Annotated in this window: 22 protein-coding genes, 1 tRNA gene and 1 other RNA gene; 9 read left to right on the plus strand and 15 right to left on the minus strand. The window is 60.4% G+C overall.

Annotation, left to right across the window (positions count from 1 at the left end; genetic code table 11):
* The first annotated feature begins 114 nt into the window (after positions 1–114).
* The 3 genes from JMA46_RS13555 (at position 115) to JMA46_RS13565 (ending at position 4,653) form a co-directional block, all read left to right on the plus strand.
* Positions 115–1,524 carry an aldehyde dehydrogenase family protein gene (locus tag JMA46_RS13555; protein WP_207345876.1) on the plus strand — a complete coding sequence of 470 codons (1,410 nt, stop codon included), beginning with the start codon at positions 115–117 and terminating at the stop codon, positions 1,522–1,524.
* A gap of 196 nt (positions 1,525–1,720) precedes the next feature.
* Entirely contained in the window at positions 1,721–3,223 is a 1,503-nt protein-coding gene (locus JMA46_RS13560) for an APC family permease (protein WP_207345877.1), read from the plus strand.
* Between the two features lie 83 nt (positions 3,224–3,306).
* Entirely contained in the window at positions 3,307–4,653 is a 1,347-nt protein-coding gene (locus tag JMA46_RS13565) for an NAD(P)/FAD-dependent oxidoreductase (protein WP_207345878.1), read from the plus strand.
* A gap of 146 nt (positions 4,654–4,799) precedes the next feature.
* On the opposite strand, the gene rnpB is transcribed toward JMA46_RS13565, so the two are convergent.
* Together rnpB and JMA46_RS13575 are read right to left on the minus strand one after the other, a co-directional pair.
* Positions 4,800–5,179, minus strand: an RNA gene (gene rnpB / locus JMA46_RS13570) — RNase P RNA component class A.
* 98 nt (positions 5,180–5,277) lie between these two features.
* Positions 5,278–6,774: a glyceraldehyde-3-phosphate dehydrogenase gene (locus JMA46_RS13575; RefSeq protein WP_348770171.1), complete on the minus strand. Its 1,497-nt coding sequence runs from the start codon at positions 6,772–6,774 to the stop codon at positions 5,278–5,280.
* Between the two features lie 172 nt (positions 6,775–6,946).
* Between JMA46_RS13575 and JMA46_RS13580 the strand changes: the two genes are divergently transcribed.
* Positions 6,947–7,711 (plus strand): peroxide stress protein YaaA, encoded by a 765-nt coding sequence (locus JMA46_RS13580; RefSeq protein ID WP_207345879.1) that lies wholly within the window; start codon positions 6,947–6,949, stop codon positions 7,709–7,711.
* Positions 7,712–7,758: 47 nt separating this feature from the next.
* Here the strand turns inward: JMA46_RS13580 and JMA46_RS13585 are convergent, their stop codons facing one another.
* Both JMA46_RS13585 and JMA46_RS13590 read right to left on the minus strand, forming a co-directional pair.
* Complete coding sequence (locus JMA46_RS13585; protein ID WP_207345880.1) at positions 7,759–8,496, minus strand: C4-type zinc ribbon domain-containing protein; 738 nt, start codon at positions 8,494–8,496, stop codon at positions 7,759–7,761.
* 46 nt (positions 8,497–8,542) lie between these two features.
* A complete protein-coding gene (locus tag JMA46_RS13590; protein WP_207345881.1) occupies positions 8,543–9,523 on the minus strand; it encodes a Nif3-like dinuclear metal center hexameric protein in 981 nt (326 codons plus the stop codon).
* Positions 9,524–9,615: 92 nt separating this feature from the next.
* Here JMA46_RS13590 and msrA point away from each other — a divergent pair, with 92 nt between their 5' ends.
* From msrA to epsC, 3 genes are all read left to right on the plus strand, one after another.
* Positions 9,616–10,140 (plus strand): peptide-methionine (S)-S-oxide reductase MsrA, encoded by a 525-nt coding sequence (msrA, locus tag JMA46_RS13595; RefSeq protein ID WP_207345882.1) that lies wholly within the window; start codon positions 9,616–9,618, stop codon positions 10,138–10,140.
* A 102-nt stretch (positions 10,141–10,242) separates the two neighbouring features.
* Positions 10,243–11,178 (plus strand): cysteine synthase A, encoded by a 936-nt coding sequence (gene cysK, locus JMA46_RS13600; RefSeq protein ID WP_207345883.1) that lies wholly within the window; start codon positions 10,243–10,245, stop codon positions 11,176–11,178.
* 202 nt (positions 11,179–11,380) lie between these two features.
* A complete protein-coding gene (epsC, locus tag JMA46_RS13605) occupies positions 11,381–11,968 on the plus strand; it encodes a serine O-acetyltransferase EpsC (RefSeq protein ID WP_207345896.1) in 588 nt (195 codons plus the stop codon).
* A 45-nt stretch (positions 11,969–12,013) separates the two neighbouring features.
* Here epsC and JMA46_RS17490 read toward each other — a convergent pair whose 3' ends face one another.
* Positions 12,014–12,628: a TetR-like C-terminal domain-containing protein gene (locus JMA46_RS17490; RefSeq protein ID WP_207345884.1), complete on the minus strand. Its 615-nt coding sequence runs from the start codon at positions 12,626–12,628 to the stop codon at positions 12,014–12,016.
* Here JMA46_RS17490 and JMA46_RS13615 point away from each other — a divergent pair.
* Positions 12,554–12,955 carry a DUF4188 domain-containing protein gene (locus JMA46_RS13615; protein WP_207345885.1) on the plus strand — a complete coding sequence of 134 codons (402 nt, stop codon included), beginning with the start codon at positions 12,554–12,556 and terminating at the stop codon, positions 12,953–12,955. The two genes, JMA46_RS17490 and JMA46_RS13615, sit on opposite strands and share 75 nt — an antisense overlap.
* A 134-nt stretch (positions 12,956–13,089) precedes the next feature.
* On the opposite strand, the gene gndA is transcribed toward JMA46_RS13615, so the two are convergent.
* The 6 genes from gndA to JMA46_RS17270 all read right to left on the minus strand — a co-directional run bounded on the left by gndA (position 13,090) and on the right by JMA46_RS17270 (position 18,784).
* Positions 13,090–14,541: an NADP-dependent phosphogluconate dehydrogenase gene (gene gndA, locus JMA46_RS13620; protein ID WP_207345886.1), complete on the minus strand. Its 1,452-nt coding sequence runs from the start codon at positions 14,539–14,541 to the stop codon at positions 13,090–13,092.
* A gap of 465 nt (positions 14,542–15,006) precedes the next feature.
* On the minus strand, positions 15,007–15,339 hold the full coding sequence (locus JMA46_RS13625) for a DUF6504 family protein (RefSeq protein ID WP_247647304.1): 333 nt from the start codon (positions 15,337–15,339) through the stop codon (positions 15,007–15,009).
* A 13-nt stretch (positions 15,340–15,352) separates the two neighbouring features.
* Positions 15,353–16,261: an exonuclease domain-containing protein gene (locus JMA46_RS13630; protein ID WP_207345887.1), complete on the minus strand. Its 909-nt coding sequence runs from the start codon at positions 16,259–16,261 to the stop codon at positions 15,353–15,355.
* Between the two features lie 144 nt (positions 16,262–16,405).
* The gene (locus JMA46_RS13635; RefSeq protein WP_207345888.1) at positions 16,406–17,344 is read right to left on the minus strand and encodes an acetamidase/formamidase family protein; all 939 of its coding nucleotides are present in this window, start codon (positions 17,342–17,344) and stop codon (positions 16,406–16,408) included.
* A gap of 3 nt (positions 17,345–17,347) precedes the next feature.
* Positions 17,348–18,628: an APC family permease gene (locus JMA46_RS13640; protein ID WP_348770172.1), complete on the minus strand. Its 1,281-nt coding sequence runs from the start codon at positions 18,626–18,628 to the stop codon at positions 17,348–17,350.
* A gap of 12 nt (positions 18,629–18,640) precedes the next feature.
* A complete protein-coding gene (locus JMA46_RS17270) occupies positions 18,641–18,784 on the minus strand; it encodes a hypothetical protein (RefSeq protein WP_247647305.1) in 144 nt (47 codons plus the stop codon).
* 390 nt (positions 18,785–19,174) lie between these two features.
* Between JMA46_RS17270 and JMA46_RS13645 the strand changes: the two genes are divergently transcribed.
* Positions 19,175–19,375: a hypothetical protein gene (locus JMA46_RS13645; RefSeq protein WP_207345889.1), complete on the plus strand. Its 201-nt coding sequence runs from the start codon at positions 19,175–19,177 to the stop codon at positions 19,373–19,375.
* A 119-nt stretch (positions 19,376–19,494) separates the two neighbouring features.
* Here the strand turns inward: JMA46_RS13645 and JMA46_RS13650 are convergent.
* From JMA46_RS13650 to JMA46_RS13665, 4 genes are all read right to left on the minus strand, one after another.
* Positions 19,495–19,570 (minus strand) — tRNA-Val (locus tag JMA46_RS13650).
* Positions 19,571–19,641: 71 nt separating this feature from the next.
* Positions 19,642–20,604: a Sir2 family NAD-dependent protein deacetylase gene (locus tag JMA46_RS13655; protein WP_207345890.1), complete on the minus strand. Its 963-nt coding sequence runs from the start codon at positions 20,602–20,604 to the stop codon at positions 19,642–19,644.
* An 18-nt stretch (positions 20,605–20,622) separates the two neighbouring features.
* On the minus strand, positions 20,623–21,099 hold the full coding sequence (locus tag JMA46_RS13660) for a peroxiredoxin (RefSeq protein WP_207345891.1): 477 nt from the start codon (positions 21,097–21,099) through the stop codon (positions 20,623–20,625).
* Positions 21,099–21,518 carry a DUF3052 domain-containing protein gene (locus tag JMA46_RS13665; RefSeq protein ID WP_207345892.1) on the minus strand — a complete coding sequence of 140 codons (420 nt, stop codon included), beginning with the start codon at positions 21,516–21,518 and terminating at the stop codon, positions 21,099–21,101. Before JMA46_RS13665 ends, JMA46_RS13660 begins: the two co-directional genes overlap by 1 nt.
* Positions 21,519–21,969 lie beyond the last annotated feature (451 nt).

The following is a 21,969-nucleotide window of genomic DNA, read 5'->3' on the forward strand; positions in this document are numbered from 1 at the left end:
AGGCCTTCACGCAATGACAAGACGGGGCGACGGCCTTAGCTGAGACTGGAAGCAGCTGGGAATCACATTATTGACCCTCACGCACCGCACCTACCAACTCGAAGTGGAGTTTTCATGGAAACGTACGCTGACCTCCTTACAACGATTGCGCCGTCCACAGGCGAAACCCGGACCATCTTCGACCCCGCCACGGGGGAAGCTGTAGGCGAGGCTCCGGTCCACGGCGTTGCGGACTTGGAGCGTGCCATCACCGCAGCCACCGCCGCACAGCCGGCATGGGCAGCTCTAGGACATGAAGGCCGGAGCGCGGCCCTGCTCAGGGCGGCCGATGCCGTCGAGCACTCTGCCGAGGAGCTGGCCCAGTTGCTCTCCCGCGAGCAGGGCAAACCGCTCAACGGACCCAACGCACGGTTCGAGGTCGGTGCCTGCGCGGCGTGGCTGCGGACTGCCGCGGTCACCGAGTTGACCGATGAAACCGTAGTGGACGACGGCGCAACACACGCCACATTGCATTACCGGCCCATCGGCGTCGTCGGCGCGATCGGCCCGTGGAACTGGCCCATGATGATCTCGGTCTGGCAGCTCGCCCCGGCCCTGCGCATGGGCAATGCAGTGGTGCTCAAGCCTTCCGAGTACACGCCGCTGAGCGTCCAGGCCCTCATCCACGTGTTGAACTCGGAGCTTCCCGAAGGCGTTCTCTCCGTGGTCTGCGGCGGCAGGGAAGTCGGTGCCCGCCTGGCCGAGCATCCCGAGATCGGAAAAATCATGTTTACAGGATCCACGGCAACGGGCCAGGCGATCATCAAGTCCTCCGCTGGCACCGTCAAGCGGCTTACCCTTGAGCTCGGCGGCAACGACGCCGGCATCGTGCTCCCCGACGCCGATCCCAAGGCCATCGCCGAGGATTTGTTCTGGGGCGCGTTCATCAACACGGGCCAGACGTGTGCGGCACTGAAACGCCTCTATGTGCATGAGGACATCTATGACGAAGTTTGCAACGAACTTGCTGCCGTCGCCGCCGCCATGCCCATGGGTCATGGCTTGGATGAGGCCAATGTGCTGGGCCCGCTGCAGAACAAGGCACAGTACGACATTGTGTCCCGGTTGGTGGAAGCCGCCAAGGAGTCCGGTGCGCGGGTGCTGATGGGCGGAGACCCGGACACGGGACAGCCTGGCTACTTCTACCCGACCACGCTCGTGGCGGACATCGACAACGACAACCCGCTCGTGGCGCAGGAGCAGTTCGGTCCAGCCCTGCCCATCATTCGCTACAGCACGGTCGACGAGGCGGTAGCCATGGCCAACGGTCTCGACGTCGGACTGGGCGCCTCCGTCTGGTCTGCCGACCTGGATGCCGCCCGAAGCGTAGCCGCACGCATCCAAGCCGGAACCGTGTGGATCAACAAGCATGGCGCCGTCGACCCCCGCATTCCGTTCGGCGGAGCCAAGCAGTCCGGATACGGGCTCGAGTTCGGAGTCGAGGGCCTCAAAGCCTGCGGTGTCCCCCAGGTGATCAACGGCTAGCAGACCCAGCCACGATGAGGGAGCCGTTGCCGCAAGCCAAGCATCGGCTCCCTTGTCATGTGACGGCAGGCCCTGCCCGAAGCCAGGGGGGGGAACTCCTGCGCTGGTAGTCAATGCCGGTGCAGCGAATAACAAGCCCGGAGCTGTGATCGTTGACACACTCAGGACATAGCTTATTCTCCCACTGGAGGTTTTAATGTCGCACGAACAGACTCTTCAAGCCGCTGACATCACGGCCCACAACGATTCCGGCAAGGGCCTCAGCAAGCGCACGCTGGGCGTGCCAGCCCTGGTCTTCATGATTATTGCCGCATCGGCACCCTTGACCGTGGTCGCAGGCGGGGTGCCAAGCAACTTCGCCGTCACCGCCAACCTGGGCGTGCCGCTGTCCTTCATCGCGCTGGGCGTGTGCGTGGCACTGTTTACCGTTGGATATGCAGCCATGAGCTCTCACATTCGCAACGCAGGGGCTTTCTACGCATACATTGCCCAAGGCATAGGCCGAGCCACAGGAGTCGGCGCCTCCTGGATCGCGCTGGTGTCCTACAACGCCATGCAGATCGGCATCTACGGACTTTTTGGTTTCGCGCTAGCGTCGTTTATCAACGACAAACTAAGCACCAACATCCCTTGGTGGGTTGCCGCTCTCGTTGGCTTCGTGATCGTCGGTTGGCTCGGCGTGAATAAGGTCGATCTCTCCGCCAAGGTAATTGGTGTGCTCGTGGCCGGCGAATTCGTGGCAGTCATTGTCTTTGACGTCATCTCCTTCGCTGTCCAGCCGGAAGGCGTCAGCAACGTGGGCCTGGTACCGACGGATCTGTTCACTGCCAGCGTTGGGGCCGCATTGGCGTTCAGCATGGCCGCCTTCATGGGCTTCGAGTCGGCCGCGATCTACAGTGAAGAGGCCAAGGACCCGAAGAGCTCAATCGCACGGGCCACCTACATCGCCGTCGGCATCATCGCAGTGTTCTACGCATTCTCCTCGTGGGCCATGATGATCGGCACTGGGCCAAGCGACATCATCGCCGAGGCCCAGGTGCACGGCCCGGATCTGGCATTCAACTTCCTCACAGCCCACGGTGCGGTCCTTTTCTCGGACATCACCCAGGTACTCTTCGTGACCAGCCTGCTGGCTGCCCTCATAGCGTTCCACAATGCCGTTGCGCGCTACGTATTCTCGCTCGGACGTGAAGGAGTGCTGCCGCGGTCTCTGGCGCGCGTCAACCGTCGCCATGCTCCGGTGGCCGGATCCCTCGCCCAGTCCGCGCTGGCCCTCATCATGCTGGTCATTTTCGCAATCGCCGGAACTGGATCCGAACTCGGCTCGCTATACCCGGTCCTGACGTTCTTCACGTGGCTGACTAACACCGGAGCCTTCGGACTGGTGCTGCTGCTCGTGATGATCTCTGTGGCAGTCATCGGCTACTTCCGCAAGCACGCGGCCGGATATTCCCTCTGGACCCGCGTCGTTGCCCCCTCCTTGGCCGCACTGACCCTCGGTACGGTATTCGTGCTGATCGTGCTGAACTTCAACGTGCTGATCGGCTCGGACGGCTTATCCCCGCTGTCATGGATACTGCCGGCACTGGTGATCGTGCCGGGCATTGCCGGACTTCTCTGGGGCCTGCGACTCAAGAAGCACCACCCGGAGATCTACCGTGGCATCGGCTTTGGCGGGGGGTCGGACACTTCCAGCTGACAGCGGACCGCCCGAACCAACATGCAAGACCGCATCGCCCCACCCCTCGTCAATTCAAAACAACCCCATGAAAGTAGGACCCCATGTCTGCAAAGGTACTGATCGTCGGAGCCGGCTTCGCCGGCTTGGTCGCCGCGCGTGAGCTGCAAGCTGCCGGAGTGGAGGTGGAAATCTTCGAAGCACGCAACCGCATTGGAGGCCGCGCATGGACCGAGGAGCGCATGGGCTACACCCTGGAAATTGGCGCTACCTGGGTGCATTGGATGCAGCCGTTCATCTGGACTGAGATTGTTCGATACGGCCAGGAGATTTACCCGAGCCCCGAGTACGAGCGCGCCTACTGGCTCACCGGAGGTACGGTCCAAGAAGGAACCGAAGCGGACATGGAGGAAATATTGCACCGCCCCCAGGCGAAAATCTTTGAGAATTCGCGGGAGTTCTTCCCCTATCCGCATGAGCCCCTGCACGTTCTCGGGGAAGACTATAAGGGCCCCTCGGAGGTAGTCGAACGATTCCGCGAGGCCGACAAAGGCAGCGTGCTGGATATCTTGCGGGACGGAGACTTCAGCCGGGAAGAGATCGACTTGGCCGACGCATACTGGTCAGCAGGCTACAACGGCCACACCGCCTCCGCTTCCCCGCTCATGGCTAAGCACTGGGCTGCCTTGAGCGATCACCGGCTGTCCCTCCTCGATGAACAGACTCTAAAGTTCAAGCTCAAGGGGGGAATGAGCGGAATCTACACGGCAATTGCTGCAGACCTGAATTGCCCCATCCACTTGAATACGGCTGTGGAGCAGATCGAACACAGTGGCGATGGTGTCAGGCTGACAACTACCGACGGAGTGGTTCACGAAGGCGATGCGGCAATCGTCACGGCCCCCTGGGGCGCATTGAAACACTTGAGCTTCTCTCCCGGGCTTTCAGCTGATCAGCAACGACTTGTCATTCAAGGTTCGAACTCCACGGGGTTCAAAATCTGGATCAAGGTCAAAGGCCACCACAACATTATTGCCACCGCCCCCTCGGGCAACCCACTGGCAATGATGAAAAGTGAATACTTCCTGGACGACGACACGACAATCCTGGTTGGCTTCGGACCGGACCACACTCAGATCGACTTGCACAATGCCACACAGGTCCAGGAACTGGTCCAACGGTGGCGCCCGGACCTTGAAGTTGTCGAAACCACGGGGCATGACTGGGTGGCAGATAAGTGGAGTGGACAAACATGGTCCACCATTGCCTCGGAACAGTTCACAAACGGATGGCACCATTTCAGCTCCACCGGAACTCGGCTTCATTTCGCTGGCGCTGATTGGGCGAAAGGCTGGAACGGTGTCGTGGTCGACGGCGCCATCGAAACCGGGATCACCTCCGCACGAACCATACTGCGAGACCTAAACGTTCTACCCGCTCCACGAACCTGACTCGCTCATATCGCAGCTCCTGCGGGTGACCAAGCGAACACCCACAGGAGCTGCAGTTTGAAATGACCGCCAGGGCCCTGACAGCTATTTTGGGTGCAAGGAAGGCCGCTCCTGCGTAAATTCACGCGGGAGGCGGCCTGTGATGTTGGATAGGGCAGCCTGTACGCCGGGTTTTGTCATCCGCCGCAGTTACCCGCGGCGGAGAGGCAACCATCCATCTACGAACGCCGTTGCCGACGCCCTCTAGCAGCCTACCCAGACACTCGGGCGAACAGCCCTCAAGCATGCCCTGTCTGGCCTTGCTCCGGGTGGGGTTTACCAAGCTTCCCCAGTCACCTGGGGAACTGGTGGTCTCTTACACCACCGTTTCACCCTTACCTGCGCGACCTTACGGCCTGCCGGCGGTCTATTCTCTGTGGCACTTTCCTGCGGGTTGCCCCGAGTGGGCGTTACCCACCACCCTGTTCTGTGGAGCCCGGACGTTCCTCGAGCCGCTTGCGCGACGCGCGGTTGCCCAGCTGCCCTATCCAGCCACTAATTGTACAGGCCACGGGCGCAAAAAGGTGCCTCCCTAGCGTCGGGCATGAATGCTCGACGCCGGGGAGGCACCTTGGTGCTGGCGGCTTACGCCAGTGCGGGGCTGGTTTCGCCGACGCGCACCGGCAGGGCCGGGAACTCTGGCGGGTGAACGCCCGCCATTTCCTCCATGACCCGGACCACCTGGCAGCTGTAGCCGAATTCATTGTCGTACCAGACGTACAGTACGAGGTTCTTGTCGGTGCTGATAGTGGCAAGGCCGTCGACGATCCCTGCACGGCGCGAGCCGACAAAGTCGGTTGACACCACTTCGGGGGAATCGATGAAGTCGATCTGCTTGCGCAGCTCGGAATTCAAGGACATGTCCCGCAGGTACGTGTTGACTTCGTCCTTCGTGGTGCCGTTCTCCAGTGTCAGGTTCAGGATCGCCATGGACACGTTGGGCGTGGGTACGCGGATGGAGTTGCCTGTCAGCTTGCCTTCAAGTTCGGGCAGTGCCTTGGCCACAGCCTTGGCGGCACCTGTTTCGGTGAGCACCATGTTCAGTGCTGCCGATCGGCCGCGGCGGTCGCCCTTGTGGAAGTTGTCAGTCAGGTTCTGGTCGTTTGTGAACGAGTGGACCGTCTCGACGTGGCCGTGCACAATGCCGTATTTGTCGTTCAGGACCTTCAGCACCGGCGTGATGGCGTTCGTGGTGCAGGAGGCGGCAGTGATGATCTTGTCGCTGTCCTTGATGGTTCCGTGGTTGATGCCATGGACCACGTTCTTCAACGCACCCTTGCCGGGGGCCGTGAGCAGAACCCGCGCCACACCCTTGCTCTTCAGGTGCTGTGACAGGCCTTCTTCATCGCGCCAGCGGCCGGTGTTGTCCACCACCAGGGCATCGTGGATGCCGTACTGGGTGTAGTCGATCGTGGAGGGGTTGTCGGAGTAGATCACCTGAATGGCCGTGCCGTTGGCCTGGATGATGTTGCGCTCTTCGTCAATGGTGATGGTTCCGGTGAAAGGACCGTGGACGGAGTCGCGGCGCAGCAGGCTGGCGCGCTTGGTCAGATCGAAGTCGCCACCCTTGCGCACCACGATGGCACGCAGGCGCAGGCCCTTGCCGCCGCCTGAGTGTTCGATGAGGATTCGGGCCAGCAGGCGTCCAATCCTGCCGAAGCCATACAGGACCACGTCTGTGCCGGTCGGCGTGTTCTGGCCCTGCTTGTCAACGACGTCGGCCAGTTCAGTGCGCAGGAATTCCTCGCGGGTGCGTCCGGCGCCTTCTTGGGCGTATTTCAGGTTCAGCTTGGCCAGGTTGATGGAGGCCGGACCCAAGTTCAGTGTGGTCATCGCCTGCAACAGGGGTAGGGTTTCTTCGGGGCGCAAGAGCACCCCGTCCACGTGGCGGGCGAAGCGGTGGATCTTCAGCAAGCTAACGGCTGATTGATTGATGAGGCTGCGTCCGTGGACTGAAAGAATCACATTGTTTTCACGGTAGAGGCGGCCGATGAGCGGGATCATTGCCTCCGCCATAGTTTCGCGCTGGATCCATGAATCCAAGACGGCATCGCCATTGGATGAAGCGTGGTCGGTCGTCACGTCATATACCTCTTCTAGCCTAAAACACCCTTGGTTCAAGCCAACATCAGTTTGTCAGTGAATCACCACTCTTCGCTACTTCCGTGAGTTGTGTTACTAGACCGGTCTACACAAAGCCTGTCGTGCTGCCCGTGTGGCGTCTACGCAGCCCCGATGCCGATAAGCTCAAACGGTGCTGATCTTGCTACCCCCCTCTGAAGGAAAAACTCCCGCCAAAACTGGGAACCCCGCCAATCTTTCTGAATTGAGCTTCCCGGAACTCACCTCCGCCCGGCAGGAGGTGGCCCGCGCACTCGCTTCCGTGTCCAGTCAGGAAGACGCACTGACCCAGCTGGGGGTGGGTGCGTCGCTGCATCAGGAAGTGCGCCGCAACACCCGTCTGGCCGGCGAACCGGCGGCCCCCGCCCATAGTATTTACACGGGCGTTCTCTTTGATGCCCTGGGCTACCACGGCATGACGGCGGCCCAAAAGCGCAAGGCCGATTCCGCCGTCGTTGTTGTCTCCGGGCTATGGGGCGCTGTGGGCTTTGCCGACAGGATCCCCGCTTACCGGCTCTCGATGTCGGTGGGTTTGCCGGGACTTGGCAAGTTGGCCAGTTTCTGGAAACCAAAGCTTGCCGCTGCACTACTCGCATACACGGAGGGCCAGCTGTTGGTGGATTGCCGCTCCAGCACCTATGCCGCGGCTTGGGTACCCGATCCGGAACGCACCGTGGCCGTCAACGTCTTCACCGAGCGCGACGGCGTCCGCAAGGTAGTCTCCCACTTCGCCAAGCACACCCGCGGAGAGCTGGCCAGACATCTGCTGACCCGTCGTGGCATGGCGCCTGAGACCCCTGAGCAGCTGCGCCGGGCCGCAGCCGAGAAGTGGAACGTGGAACTCATCTCAGGCACAGCGCGCAAAGCCCATGCACTGAATATCATCCTGACGGACTAGACGCCGCAAGTGGCCAAAAGACGCGCCGCTCCCGGCGTGGGGCCTGATCAGCCCCACTCCTCCGAGCGGACAAGAATGGCCCCTGAATCGGGGCAGTAGACAATGGTGTCCGCACTTGCCTTCTTGATCTCCACCAGGTCGCCGGCGCTGAGCTGCATGCCGGATCCTTCAGATTTTCCGTGGAACAAGCGGGCAGCGCCGACCCCGTATTTCGCCAGGGCACGATCGTAGAGGGCCAACAGTTCCGGGGTGAAAGTGGCGGCCAGTTCGGCCCGCTCAGCCAACGTGGCGTCGCGCTCCATCTTCAGACCGCCCAATTTGCTGCGGACTTCGTCTAGGACACTGTCAAGGACCGATTGCATCTGGGCCACAAGCTCACGCTGCGCAGCCTGCTTGGCGGTGGCTTCCTCGAAGGCCTCCATGTTCTCCAGCTCGGTGTCTTCAAGGTCGCTGCGTCGCTTGATCAACGACTCAATTTCGCTTTGCAGCGCCATCAGATCCTTGGACAGGCCGGAGCCGCTGTTCAGCTTGGCCTCGTCACGATCAAGTCTGGTAACTACCGCAGCCACATCATCTTCGGCTTTGGTCAGCGCCCGCTGGGCATCGCTGACTGCCGTGTCAAGCACCACGAGGTCGCCCTTGGCCACGGTGACCCCGGCGTGCAGGTCCGGAAGCCTAGGATCTTCCTTCAGTTCCCTGGCTTGCACATCCAAGCCCCGCAACTTGCCATCCAGTGCCTGTACCTCCAACAAACGCAGTTGCTCCCCGGGGGCTGCCTTGGCCATGTAAGTCCTCCTGCTACATCAAAAAATGGGTGTGCCTGTTCCCAGCCTAGTTCCCGGGGGTGAGAATAAAGTCCCACGGGTCCGTGTTGGTTTGGCTCAAAGCCAGTTCGGCGGCAAAGCCCTGATCGGCAAGCACATTGCCCAACGCTGCCATGGCAGCCGGAAGCCACAGCCATTCACTGGCAAAATGGGACAAGTCGATCAAATACGGTTTGCCGTCGGCGCGCGCTTCACGTGCTTCCGAGGCCGGATGGTGGCGCAGGTCCGCCGTGACATACACATCGGCATCACTGGCACGCACGGCATCAAACAAGCTGTCCCCGGAGCCGCCGCACACGGCAACTTTGCGCACCAAGGCGTCCTTGTCCCCTGCGACGCGCACGCCACCGGCAACAGCTGGCAACATCAAAAAGATGCGGGCAGCCAAATCGCCCAGCTTCTGCGTACCCGTCAGGACACCAACCCTTCCGATGCCTTCTTCCGGCAGTCCGTGGGTTGCAGGCATGAGCGGCTGCACATCATTCAAGCCAATGGCATCCGCCAGCACGTCAGAGACGCCCCCCACGGCGCTGTCACCATTCGTATGGACTGTCAGTAGGGCGCAACCACCCTCGATCAGCCTGTGAACAGCGCGCCCCTTTCCCGACGTGGCTGCCACGGAATTGACGCCCTTCAACAGCAGGGGGTGGTGGGTGATCAGCAGTTGGGCACCCCATTCCAGTGCCTCGTCAATAACCTCCAGGGTGGGGTCAACGGCGAACATGATCCGTTCCACATCCGCGTCGACGCGGCCCACCACCAAGCCGACCCTGTCCCATTCCTCGGCCAGGGATTCAGGCCACAGCTCCTCTGTGGCTATCAGGACATCGGCAAGAACAGGAGTTTCAAGTGGCACCGAGCCCGCTACGTGCTGTTCAGCCTGTTCAGCGTGCTCAACAATCTCGGTGTCAGCTTCACCGGCGTCGGTGACGTGGGCAACTGATTCCGGTCCGGCGTCGGGCGTGGGGAAAGTGGGGTCCTTGCTCATGTCACCAGCTTAGTGGCGGGTGGAGCATACAGGCCGGCGGGGCACACAAGGGAACGGGAATTCTCGGGGGCCTGGATGACTTATAAATAAACATGAAGACTTTTGTGTTGGGCGGCGGCTGCTTTTGGTGCCTGGATGCCGTGTATCAAATGACCGTGGGCGTCGAGTCGGTAGTGTCCGGCTATTCCGGCGGAGCCCTGCCGAACCCGAACTACGACCAAATCTGTACAGGTATGACTGGCCATGCGGAAGTGGTGACGGTGACGTTCGACGAGACCGTCATTCCTGCCGAGACCATTCTTGACATGTTCTTCATCCAGCACGACCCCACCACGCTGAACCGTCAAGGGTACGACGTCGGGACCCAGTACCGCTCCGTCCTATACTACCGCGACGAGCAGGAAGAAGCGGAGTTTCGGGCTGCCATTGTGCGCAACCAACCGTTGTGGGCAGACCCCATTGTCACCGAGGTAACACGGCTTGGTGTGGTGTATCCGGCGGAGGGCTACCACAACGACTTCTATGCCGAACGCCCAGAAGTGGGGTATTGCCGGGTCATTATCAACCCAAAAATCGCCAAAGTAAGAAAACATTACGCGAAGTGGCTCACCGCCTAGAACCGCGCAGGGCTAGTCGATACGCTGACGGATATGCACAGTGTGCGTTCCCGCGCGAGGAATTGCACCCCATCGTTTCATCAAAGAATCTAAGGACCATTCATGGCACCTATCTATGACAATGTCACCCAGCTGGTTGGCGGCACCCCCTTGGTGCGGCTTAACCGCCTGACGGAGGGCCTTGCCGCCACTGTCGCCGTGAAGCTGGAATTTTATAACCCGGCGAACAGTGTCAAGGACCGGATCGGCGTTGCCATCGTTGACGCTGCCGAAGCATCCGGGGAGCTCAAGCCCGGCGGAACCATCGTGGAAGGCACTTCCGGCAACACCGGAATCGCTTTGGCCATGGTCGGTGCCGCCCGCGGCTACAAAGTCATTTTGACCATGCCCGAAACCATGTCCACCGAGCGTCGCGTCATGCTGCGCGCCTACGGTGCCGACATTGTCCTGACCCCAGGTTCGGAAGGCATGCGCGGAGCTGTCGACAAGGCCAAGGAAATCGTGGCCAACACCGAAAATGCCATTTGGGCCCAGCAGTTCGCCAACCCCGCCAACGTGGACGTCCACCGCCGCACCACGGCCGAGGAAATCTGGGAAGACACCGACGGGGCCGTTGACATCTTCGTCGCCGGAGTCGGTACCGGTGGGACTGTGACTGGCGTTGGTCAGGTGCTCAAGGAACGCAAGCCCGGCGTGCAGGTTGTGGCCGTTGAGCCCATCGATTCAGCCATCCTCAACGGCGGCGCTCCGGGTCCGCACAAGATCCAGGGCCTCGGCGCAAACTTCATCCCGGAAATCCTTGACCAGGACATCTACGACGAGGTCATGGACGCCACTCTTGAGGACTCCGTCCGTGTCGCCCGCGACCTGGGCGTGCGAGAGGGCGTTCTAGGCGGCATTTCATCTGGAGCCATCGTGTGGGCAGCCCTCGAATTGGCAAAACGCCCGGAGAACGCCGGTAAGCTGATCGTTGCCATCGTCTGTGATTTCGGCGAACGCTACATTTCAACGGTGTTGTACGACGACATCCGGGGCTAATACCCCGCCACAAGTGGTGTTTATTGGCTCGCATGGCCAGATCGATTCCGCATTGCCGACGTAGTTTCCTCGGCAATGCGGGTCTTCCGACGTCCGGGCCGTGCCACATTAAGTACTGATGCGTTAAGTACGCATCCACCAAGTACTGACGCATTGCACGCTGCGCCGAAGAATGACGACGGCGACCAACGGAAAGAAGTCTGTGGGATTTTTCGGCAGAATACGTGAAGACCTCGAGTCGGCTAGGTCCCATGACCCTGCGGCACGGGGCTCCATGGAGAACTTTTTTGTGTACTCCGGGCTGCACGCCATTTGGGTGCACCGGCTCACTCACAAAATGTGGGCGAACCCCGGCTTGCGCTTCCCTGCCCGGGTCCTGTCACAGTTGACACGCTTTGCCACCGGCATTGAGATCCACCCCGGAGCCACCATCGGCCGGCGCTTCTTCATCGACCACGGCATGGGCGTTGTCATTGGGGAGACCTCCGAAATTGGCGACGACGTCATGATCTACCACGGCGTCACTCTGGGCGGGCGCTCCCTGGCCAAAATCAAGCGACACCCCACCATCGGCAATCGCGTCACCATCGGTGCCGGCGCCAAGGTGCTGGGCCCGCTCCTCATCGGTGACGACTCCGCCGTCGGGGCGAACTCCGTCGTCGTCAAGGACGCACCCGCCAACTCCATCATTACCGGCATTCCCGCCACGTGGCGCCACCGCGACGCAAAGCGTGAAATGGCCCCCGCAGTGGACCCGGCTGAGTACATCGACCCAGCCATGTGGATCTAGCCACAGCCTGATTCCTGCGGCCGCATCAGCGGATGCCCGGTCTCGTCAGTTCGCCACATACGCGCGAGCTAGGCCAGAAAGCGCCGCCTCGTAGGCGGCGCTCCAGGCTTCAGCGGCCAATCCCACCCCTGACAACTCCAGGCTGACAAGTCCATGGACCTGCCCCCAAACGGCTATGGCAACAGCGTCCGGTGCACCTGCTCCGGGCGTTGCCTCCAGCAGGAATGACAAGGCAGCCATGAGCGGCGCCATTGCCTTATGTGAAGAGTCCAAGGTAGGCGGGCAGTCGACGGCACCGCCTTGTGCCCCCGGAAACATGAGCGAGTAAAGCACGGGACGGGACAGCGCCCATTGACGGTACGCCCTTCCCAACGCCAGCAGCCCGTGCGGCGCTGCGGCATGCTGGTCCGCGGCAAACGAGTGGAAGCCTTCGTCGACCACGGCTGACAACAGCTCCTGCTTTCCCCCAAAGAGCGAATAGATGGCCGTGGTGGAGGTGTCCGCACCGGCCGCAACGTCCCGCAGGCTGAGGGCGGCAACACTGCCAGCCCGCAGACGGACACCGTCACCGTATTCCTCATCGGCATGCGTGCCAACCGCTGGTGGAAACTGGCCAAGACGTTTCGCACGGTCGCGGCCATGCCACGCATGCTCAACCACCTCGCCACCACCTCGGACGCCGGCATGCTGGGCTTTCACCAGTGGCTGGGCCGGACCACCATCCTGCTTTCCTACTGGGAAAGCCCCGAACACCTGCATCGTTTTGCGGCCGACCGCGCAGCTCCCCACCTGGCCCCTTGGCGGGCGTTCATGAAGGAGACTGCGGGCACGGGGGACGTTGGCATCTGGCACGAGACTTACCAAATCTCTGCCAAGGACCAGGAAACTGTTTACACCGACATGCCGGCGTTTGGCTTGGCTGCGGCCACCCGGCGCGTGGCTGTGGGCCCCGGAACAGGAACGGCCCGGCAGCGCCTGGGCCGCTAAGCATCCCGGCTGGGTGATTCCACTTCAGCCCTTCCTCCCCCTGTCCGTCTTGGGACCATGGTGAGAGAACGACGGCGGCCGGTGACCTTTCGCTGGAAAGGTAACCGGCCGCCGTCGCCCGCAAGAAAGGGAGCTTAGTGTGTGTCTACTGCGCTGACCTCGGTTTTGTCGCCGCTCCACTGCGTATGGAACGTGCCTTCTTCGTCAACACGGTTGTACGTGTGGGCGCCGAAGAGGTCACGCAGGCCCTGGGTCAGGGCGGCGGGCAGGCGCTTGCGGCGCAGACCGTCGTAGTACGCGAGCGAGGAAGAGAACACCGGTACCGGGATGCCCAACTGCACAGCGGTGGCGACAACGCGGCGCCAGGCCGGGAGAACCTCGGCGATTTCAGCTGCAAACGCCGGTGCGAACAACAGGTTGGCCGGCTTCTCCTCGGCTGCGTAGGCCTTGGTGATGTCCTTGAGCAGCTCGGCGCGGATGATGCAGCCGCCGCGCCACAGGGAGGCGATCTCGTCTAGCTTCAGATCCCAGTTGTACTCGGCGGCAGCGCTGGTGAGCATGTCGATGCCCTGTGCGTAGCTGATGAGCTTGGACGCGTAGAGGGCCTGGCGGACATCTTCAACAAAGTCCGCACCCAGTTCCACGGAGACCTCGTGGCCGGCCAGGACTTCTTGGCCGATGGCACGCTGGCCGCGCTGGCTGGAGAGACCGCGGGCAAACACGGATTCGGCGATGGCCGAGGTGGGTGAGCCCAGATCAAGGGCGGACTGGACCGTCCAGCGGCCCGTGCCCTTCTGGCCAGCGGAGTCAACAATGACGTCGACCAGCGGCTTGCCGGTCTTGGCGTCGACATGCCCGAGCACCTCTGCGGTGATTTCGATCAGGAAGGAGGCCAGCTGGCCTTCGTTCCACTTGCCGAAGATCTCAGCCTGCTCTGCCGGTTCAATCCCGGCTGCACTGCGCAGGAGGTCGTAGGCCTCACCGATGACCTGCATGTCAGCGTATTCAATGCCGTTGTGGACCATCTTCACAAAGTGGCCGGCGCCATCGGTGCCGATCCATGCACAGCAGGGCTCGCCGTCGACCTTGGCCGAAATCTTTTCCAGCAACGGGCCAAGGGCATCGTAGGACTCCTTGGAACCGCCGGGCATGATGGACGGGCCCAGCAGGGCACCCTCTTCACCACCGGAAACACCAACGCCCACAAAGTGCAGGTCCTTCTTCGCCAGCGCAGCTTCACGGCGGCGGGTGTCCTGGAAATTGGAGTTGCCGCCGTCGATGATGATGTCCCCGGCCTCCATGAGCGGGACAAGCGCATCGATGACCGAGTCAACGGGTGCACCAGCTTTGACCATCATCAGTACGCGACGCGGCTTCTCCAAGGACTCAACGAGCTCTGCGAGCGTTTCCGTGCGAACAAAGTTGCCTTCATCGCCGTGGGCTTCCAACAGGGCGTTGGTCTTTTCAACCGAGCGGTTGTGCAGCGCCACGGTGTAACCGTTGCGGGCAAGGTTACGGGCAAGGTTCGCGCCCATAACGGCCAGGCCGGTCACGCCAATTTGTGCAGATCCATTGTGTGCAGACATAGTACCTCCAGAGTCAAACATAATGATTTCTTCCAGCTTATCGGTGCCATGCCTGCTTCCCCACCTGCGACTGCATGTTGGACGTGAATGTTGGAAAGCTCTCACTATTCCACAGCCTCACATCTGCCATCCGGAGGAGGTAGAACGTCCGGTCTTGTATTTTGTGTGACAGGCGCGTATATTTTTCTGTAGACCTTCCACTGTGGCGTCCCCCAATAGCCACAGTGGAAGGTCGTTCACTTTAAGTGGGCAGCTGGGGGCCTGCCTGAGCCCTGCTCGATAGGCAACGACCACCTTCCCAGTACGCGAATTTTACATTTTGGCAGTCATCCGGAAATTCTGCATGTCAGTTTGCATCTTCCAGAATCACACGCTATATTTTTGTTACTGGTTCCCCACCACAGCGTCCCCCAATAGCTGTGGCGGGGAACCTTTCAGTTTTAATCAATCCCCGCGGCAAGGTTGTCAGCTGGCCACACTCAATGGTTCCCGCATGAGCCACCGTCCTTCCGTGGCATCACATTCAAGTTCCATGGTGACCAGGTCGCTGCGCATATTCCGGCCAAGGCGGGCCTGAATACGCCATACTTGGACGTCAACGCGGCCGTGGCCTTTGGGCATACGCTGCGCCTGCTTCCACCACTGCCGCCGTTCATACCAGCGCAACGGTTCAGCGCCGACAATCCATTCTCGGCCGTTGCGGTGCACTGTGAGGGGCACCCCATCTGTGTTGGTCTGCACGGCCACTTCTGCCAAGGAAAAGTTCATGGCGTGAACGCTACCGGCGGGGTCAGACATTCATGCCAGGCTCCTATTGGAAGGCGAGCAAACGCAGGAAGCGCCCTTCACTGATCACTTCAATGTGCTGCCCGGCGGCCGCCAGCTCCATGGCGCGACGAACCTTCCCACTGGGCACGGAGCCTGGCAGGCCGGCAGTCGCATCCACTACAAGAGTGACCTTCTTTGTGGTGGAGTTGGCAATCACCGCACCCTTGGCAGCGGCTGCATCTTGGGCCTCGGCCCGCGGCATGGCCACCAGATCCCCGCTGAACACCAGCGTCTGTCCGTAGAGGGGGCCATGGGGATTCGCGTCCGGGGCCGGCTTGGGCAGATCGGCAAGCTTGCGGGTGTAGCCGGAGGCATAGTAGCTGGGCGTGCCACCGCTCCTCGTCTTCGGCATCGCTGGCCACAGCTCGTCCAGCGTGGAAGCATTGGTGCGCCGTGCGAGCTCAAGGGCCACCTGGGCACTGGCGGCAGCGTCAGCTCCGGCGTCGTGATGGGTGAAGGAGGGCAGGCTCAAGGCGGTGACCACGTCGGAGAGTGAGTATTTGGGCAACGTCAGGTGCTTGCGGGCCAGATTGAGTGTGCAGCGGTAGTCAAAGTCAGGCATCACAACGCCGCAGGCTTCACTGGCCTTGAAAATTACGGAACGTTCAAAGCTGACATTGTGACCAACCAGGGCGTCTGCACCGATGAACTCAAGCATCGGGTGGTGCAGGGTGCTCCAATCGTCCAGCCCGCGGACCTGCGCGGCGGTGATGCCATGAACACCGATGTTCACGGGCAGGAAGTCATCGTAGCCGGGCAGCGGCTTCATCAGCCATGAAGCCTCCTCAACGATCCGTCCGTTGCGGACCTTGGCCATGCCCACAGCGCACGCCGAGGCGCGGTAGCTGTTAGCTGTTTCAAAGTCGATGGCCGTAAAAGACATCCCGCTCATGTTTCCCCCTGCTGCCGCTTCCCCGCAGGCTCCGGGGTCAACGTTCAATGTATGACCATAACAACTGGCTCTTCGTTAGTGATCATATGCGACGCGACACCGCCTCGGGTTTCGCCAGGCTCAAGCGCACGTAAGCCAAAGTTTTCACTCTATGTCGGAAACTCCCAACACGTTCTTCGGCAATCTGTGCGTTGTCACCGCTCCTACGGCAGTCATGGGATGCAACGGGTCTGCATCCGACGAACCTGTAGGTCCACCGAGGCGTGAATGCCCGACGGCGCTCATGACCGCGTAGGCGTCGCCAGCTTCCCAACCGTTGTCGTCGACCAAAAAGTGAAACATGTCTTCGTAACCACGCCTAATACTTTCCTGCACCGGATCGCCGAGGCCGACAAAGATCCATTCGTCAGCGGTTTCCAACCGTGGGGCACGAAGGGGCATGTCCTTCACAAGATCCACACTGACAACGGCGATGCCTTCGGCCTCGATGGCCACGAACGACGATTCACCCTCGGCCATGATGGCGTGAATGTCACCGATCGACAGATAGGCTCCTTCGACCATGACGGGTAAGTAGATAATGGATCCCGGGCGGCACTCGGTGAGATCCATGTTTCCACCCTGCCCATAGCTGGGCAGAATCGTCGAATTGGAGCCTACGGCTGGAGCCGTTCCAATGCATCCGATCATCGGCCGTGGGGCAAACGTGTGCCGGTCCGTCACATGCACGCCAGCGTCGTCGATAGGTACGCGCCGGGCAACGATATCCTCGCCCATCACGTGCTGCAATGCTCCGACGCCGGGTAGACTCACGGACCATCCACGATCCTTGAGGCGAATCTCATGGATGGTCACAGCCAAAGCGTCACCAACCGCGGCCCCCTCGATGTAGACCGGACCAGTGATCGGGTTTATCCCAACTGTGAGTTTGTCCATATCGCCATGCTCGTGCAGTTGGCGATAGACTTCGTCGCTCGTTTCAAAGCCAATCACCTCACCGGTGCCTGGCGCAATGCGAAGTGCCGGCACTTCAGCGGCAGAAAAACCGAACTTGCCGAATGACTTGTCCAAAAAGTGTTCCACGAGCTACGGCCCTTCTTGCTCAACGCTGGCAGGAACCTGAACGGCGTTCAAGTCTTCCTCACCAGCCAGGTCGGTTTTGCGGCCTGTTTTCCGGTAATACGCGAAGACTGCGGCGCCCACGACCAACCAAACAATGCCGCCAACTTTGGCATCAATATTGGCGTTGAGTAGAACGTAACCCAAAATGAGAAACCCGATGATGGGTGCCACAAGGTGTAGCAGGAAGTTGCGCGATTTCTTTCGACCAATGTAGAGCACGACGACGGCCACGTGCAGCAACATGAAGCTGAATAGGGCCCCGAAGTTCACGAGCGACGAGATCAGGTCGATCTGTCCTACAAAGAACAACACCAAGATCGCTGAAACGACCGACACCAAAATGATGGCGTTCCTGGGTACTTGGCGGTGGTTGAGGCGGCTCAGGAACTTGGGCAGCTGACGGTCGCGGCTCATCGAAAAGAGCAGACGAGAGGTTGCAGCCTGAGCAGCCATGGCGTTGGCGATACCAACGGCAAGTACGTTCACGGCGAAGAATGCAGTCATCCAGCCAGTATTCGATGCAGCCTGCACGATAGTAAAGAAAGCGTTCCCAGCTTCGTTGTCGCTGAACGATTCTCGCCCGCCAGCGAGGGCGCTAGCAAGCCAGGTCTGCAAAATGAACAGGAACGCCACTATGCACAGCGCAAGCACCATCGCCCGCCCGGCTGACTTTCGTCCGCCGGAAGCCTCCTCGGACAGGGTCGCTATTCCGTCGAAGCCCAGGAAGCTCAGGACTGCTATCGATAGTGCGCCAGCCAATAGCGGACCGCTGATGCGGCTTGCGTCCCATAGCGGATCGATGGTGAAGGCGGCCCCGGGGATGGTTCCCCCGGTGAGTGCCACGATTGCAATAACTACGAAAATCAGCACGAAGATGAGCTCGATGGCCAAGAAGATCCGGTTCATCAACTTCATCGAGCTGACTCCCATGAGGTTGATGGCCGTGTTGATGGCTACGAATATCAACGCCCACACCCAGCGCGGGGAATCCGGGAAGATTCCCACCATGGATTCAGCCGCGAACACATACAGCAGCGTGGGTACAAGCAGATAGTCAAGAAGAATTGCCCAACCGGCAAAGAATCCCACATTGGGGTGAATGCCACGACCCACATAAGAGAAGACTGAACCGGCCAACGGGATGGCCTTCGCCATCTGCTGGTACGCCAGCGCCGTAAAAATCATGGCAATGAGCCCAATTAAATAAACCAGCGGGACCATGCCGCCGGCAGCGTTGTACACCACACCAAAAATGGCCTAGGGCGCAATCGGAAGCATGAAGATGAGGCCATAGATCAGAAGGTCAGCTGTCGAGAGGGAACGTTTGAGCTCCTGTTTGTACCCGTAGGCCTCCAGCTGCTGCTGTGGGCTAAGTTCGGGCGTGCCGCCTGTAGTCTTCATGGCGTGTGCTTTCTCTCAGGGATGGATGTATGCGCGGGTGTTCGAACAACGTTGTTCTGCGCTCATACTTGGCTGGGAATAAGGCGAAGCCTGCCGGGAAGCCGACGGGGCGTTTCAAGTGTACGCCCCGGCCGTTGCGGAGTTGGGGAATCCTAAACACCCGTTTTTCACTGCTGGCGAAGTTTCGAGTGGGTCAACCACTCAGACACGGCGGTTGAGTATGTCAAGGCCCTATTGGCCTTGGTATGTTGCGGGGCCGCAGTCACAGCTACACTATCTGAGGAGAGTAACTGACGACGAAGGCATCCTGGATGCTTCGGAAGCAGCCACTGGCTGAACCGATGCCGACGCTCTGTGTGATGGCAAGTTCCGATTCGAACAGGAGAGCTCATGATCTGGCAGATCATCGTGTTCGTCGTATGCTGGTGCCTCGTGTCTGTTGTAGCCGCTTTCTTGCTCGGGCGCTTGTTTCGCCGGCGGTCCGAGCCTTCCGTGATCAACGCAGACACCCTCGATGGCGAACCGTCCGAGGCCAGCGAGACGGCACTGGAGCAGGTCATCCCGGAGCCGACGGCGGCCCTGCGTAAGTAACGCTGTGTATGTTTCGCCCGCGAAGGCGGCGCGGCCCACGAGCGCAACGGTTCCACTGGGCACAACAAAAAACCCCGCGATTTCAAGATTGTTTGTCTTGATGCCGCGGGGCTTTCCTTTGGTGGGTCCTACCGGGATCGAACCGATGACATCCACGGTGTAAACGTGGCGCTCTACCAGCTGAGCTAAAGACCCATTTCATTGCTTCCAGTTCCAAGCTGTGTGCTTGTTGGCCGGACCAACGAGAAACTACTGTACATGATGATTTAGGGAATACGCCAATCGAGTTTCAAGGCGTCGACCAACCAGCCCAGGCTCTCCCCCACACCTGCTTCCAATTTGATCCGGGCCAACGAATCTCCCCGTGTGGTACCCCGGTTAATGATGACCACCGGCTTTCCGTCCTTGGCAGCCTTCTTTACAAAACGCAGCCCGCTCATGACAGTCAAGGAAGACCCTGCAACGAGCAGCATGTTGGCGGAATCCACCATGGCGTAGGACCGTTCAACCCTGTCCTTGGGCACATTTTCCCCAAAAAACACGAAGTCGGGCTTGAGCATGCCACCGCACAACGGGCATGTTGCTGGCGTAAAGGAACGGATCAGCTTCTCAGACTCCAGCTCGGCGTCGGCATCGGGAGCCGCCGACACTCCTCCGGCATCGCTCACGGCATCAAGGAAGCCTGGATTCAACTCGTCCAGGAGGTTGGCAAGAAATGCCCGCGAAAAGGTGTTGTGGCATGTCATGCACACAATCTGGTCAAAACGACCATGCAAGTCCACCACGTTGCCAGCGCCTGCGCTCTCATGCAGGCGATCAACATTTTGCGTGATGATCCCACTCAACCGTCCACCACGTTCCAACGCCTCCGCAGCATAATGACCAGCATTGGGTTTGGCATGGTGCAGATGTGTCCAGCCAACATGGTTCCTGGCCCAGTAGCGTTGGCGCAGTAGGGGGTCACCCATAAATTCCTGGTAACTCAACGGTTGCCGTGGCGGTGAATTTGGTCCACGGTAGTCAGGAATGCCGGAATCCGTGCTCAGCCCGGCTCCGGTCAGCAGCGCAGCTGAATGATCTCCCAACAGCGCTGCGATTCCTTCAAGAACTTCGATGTCGGCAGGCGCCAGCATTCCAGCTCGGGCGCTCTCACCGTTACCGGCTTCCGGACGCTCCCAGGCGGCACGCACCAGAGCAGTCTCGCCGATGCCTGGACGCACTTTATCCATGTTCTCAGCTTCCCATCGCTAGAGCCGCGCCAATGCCTGGCGGTAGCGTGCAAGTGGGCGTGCCTGCCCTGTGGGGGTGCTGAAGGCATCAGCTATGGTCCCGTCCTCCGAGATGAGGAAGGTGCTGCGCCCAGCCATGCCGCGCACGGCATCGAAAACACCATAGGCGGCGGAAACCTCCCCATGCGGCCAAAAATCAGCCAGCAGGTCAAAGCCGTGGCCTTCTGTTTCAGAATAGGCACGCAGGGTGTATTTGCTGTCCACGGACACGGCCAGCAGTCGCACGCCAGCGGCAGTGAACTCCGCACGATGGTCCCGCAGCTCACCCAGTTCCCCGGTGCAAATTCTGGAGAAGGCGAAGGGGTAGAACACCAGTGCCACAGCAGTGCCCCTCTGTCCGCTGAACGAAATTGGCTCACCAAATTGATTGGACAGCGTGAAGTCGGGGGCGCAGTCCCCTACCTGCAAGCTCTGGCGTGTGCCGGCGTCGGGCATTACTGGCGTTTGCGTGGAACCAGGCGCGATGCTGCCCAGTCAGCGGAAACCCCTGCAGTGGTGGTGACATGCAGCCCTGCCGTGGGGGCAGCTTCCTGGATGTCAGCTGGCGGGACGTAACCATCCCGGCCCGGCTTCGGTGTGAGGATCCATACGATCCCACCTTCATCCAAGGTTGTCAGTGAATCCACCAGGGCATCCACTAGGTCGCCATCATCCGCGCGCCACCAGAAGACGACGGCGTCAACAACGTCGTGGTCCTCCTCATCAAACATTTCCGAGCCAATCAGGCCTTCAATGCTATCGCGCAGTTCAAAATCAACGTCGTCGTCATATCCGAGTTCCTGGATGAGATCTCCATCCTTGAACCCCAAATTGCCTGCCACCTTGGCAACAGTGCCGGCGTCGGCCTCGCTCACGTTATTCCTCCTGCATTCAACGCTTACGCGCTGGTTGTTGGTCAGTAAACCCCAGTCTAGGGGGTGAGCCCAGATTGCCTCTACTTAACGACTCCTGGCAGGCGGACCCTGCACGGGACAGCCCGAATATGTGATATACATTACGCAACCTGCACGAGTTCCCCCTTTTTGGACGGCTACCCTGGCAGCAGCGGTGTTCATGCCCTATGCGGAGCTACGCACAACGGGCACCCGCGGTCTAGAGTGAATAAACACGCCCATCGCCAGAGCAATGGGCACCCCACACTGCTTTTAAGAGAGGTCGGACGTGGCTGCAGGAGATACGAACTCCCATATCCTTAGCGGGTTGACTAACCAGCTTCCTGATCGTGATCCGGATGAGACTGCCGAGTGGCTTGAGTCTTTGGATGCGTTGATTCAGGATCGTGGCACGGAGCGTGCCCAGTTCATT

The sequence above is a fragment of the Arthrobacter sp. E3 genome, from assembly GCF_017353415.1.
Lineage (GTDB): Bacteria > Actinomycetota > Actinomycetes > Actinomycetales > Micrococcaceae > Specibacter.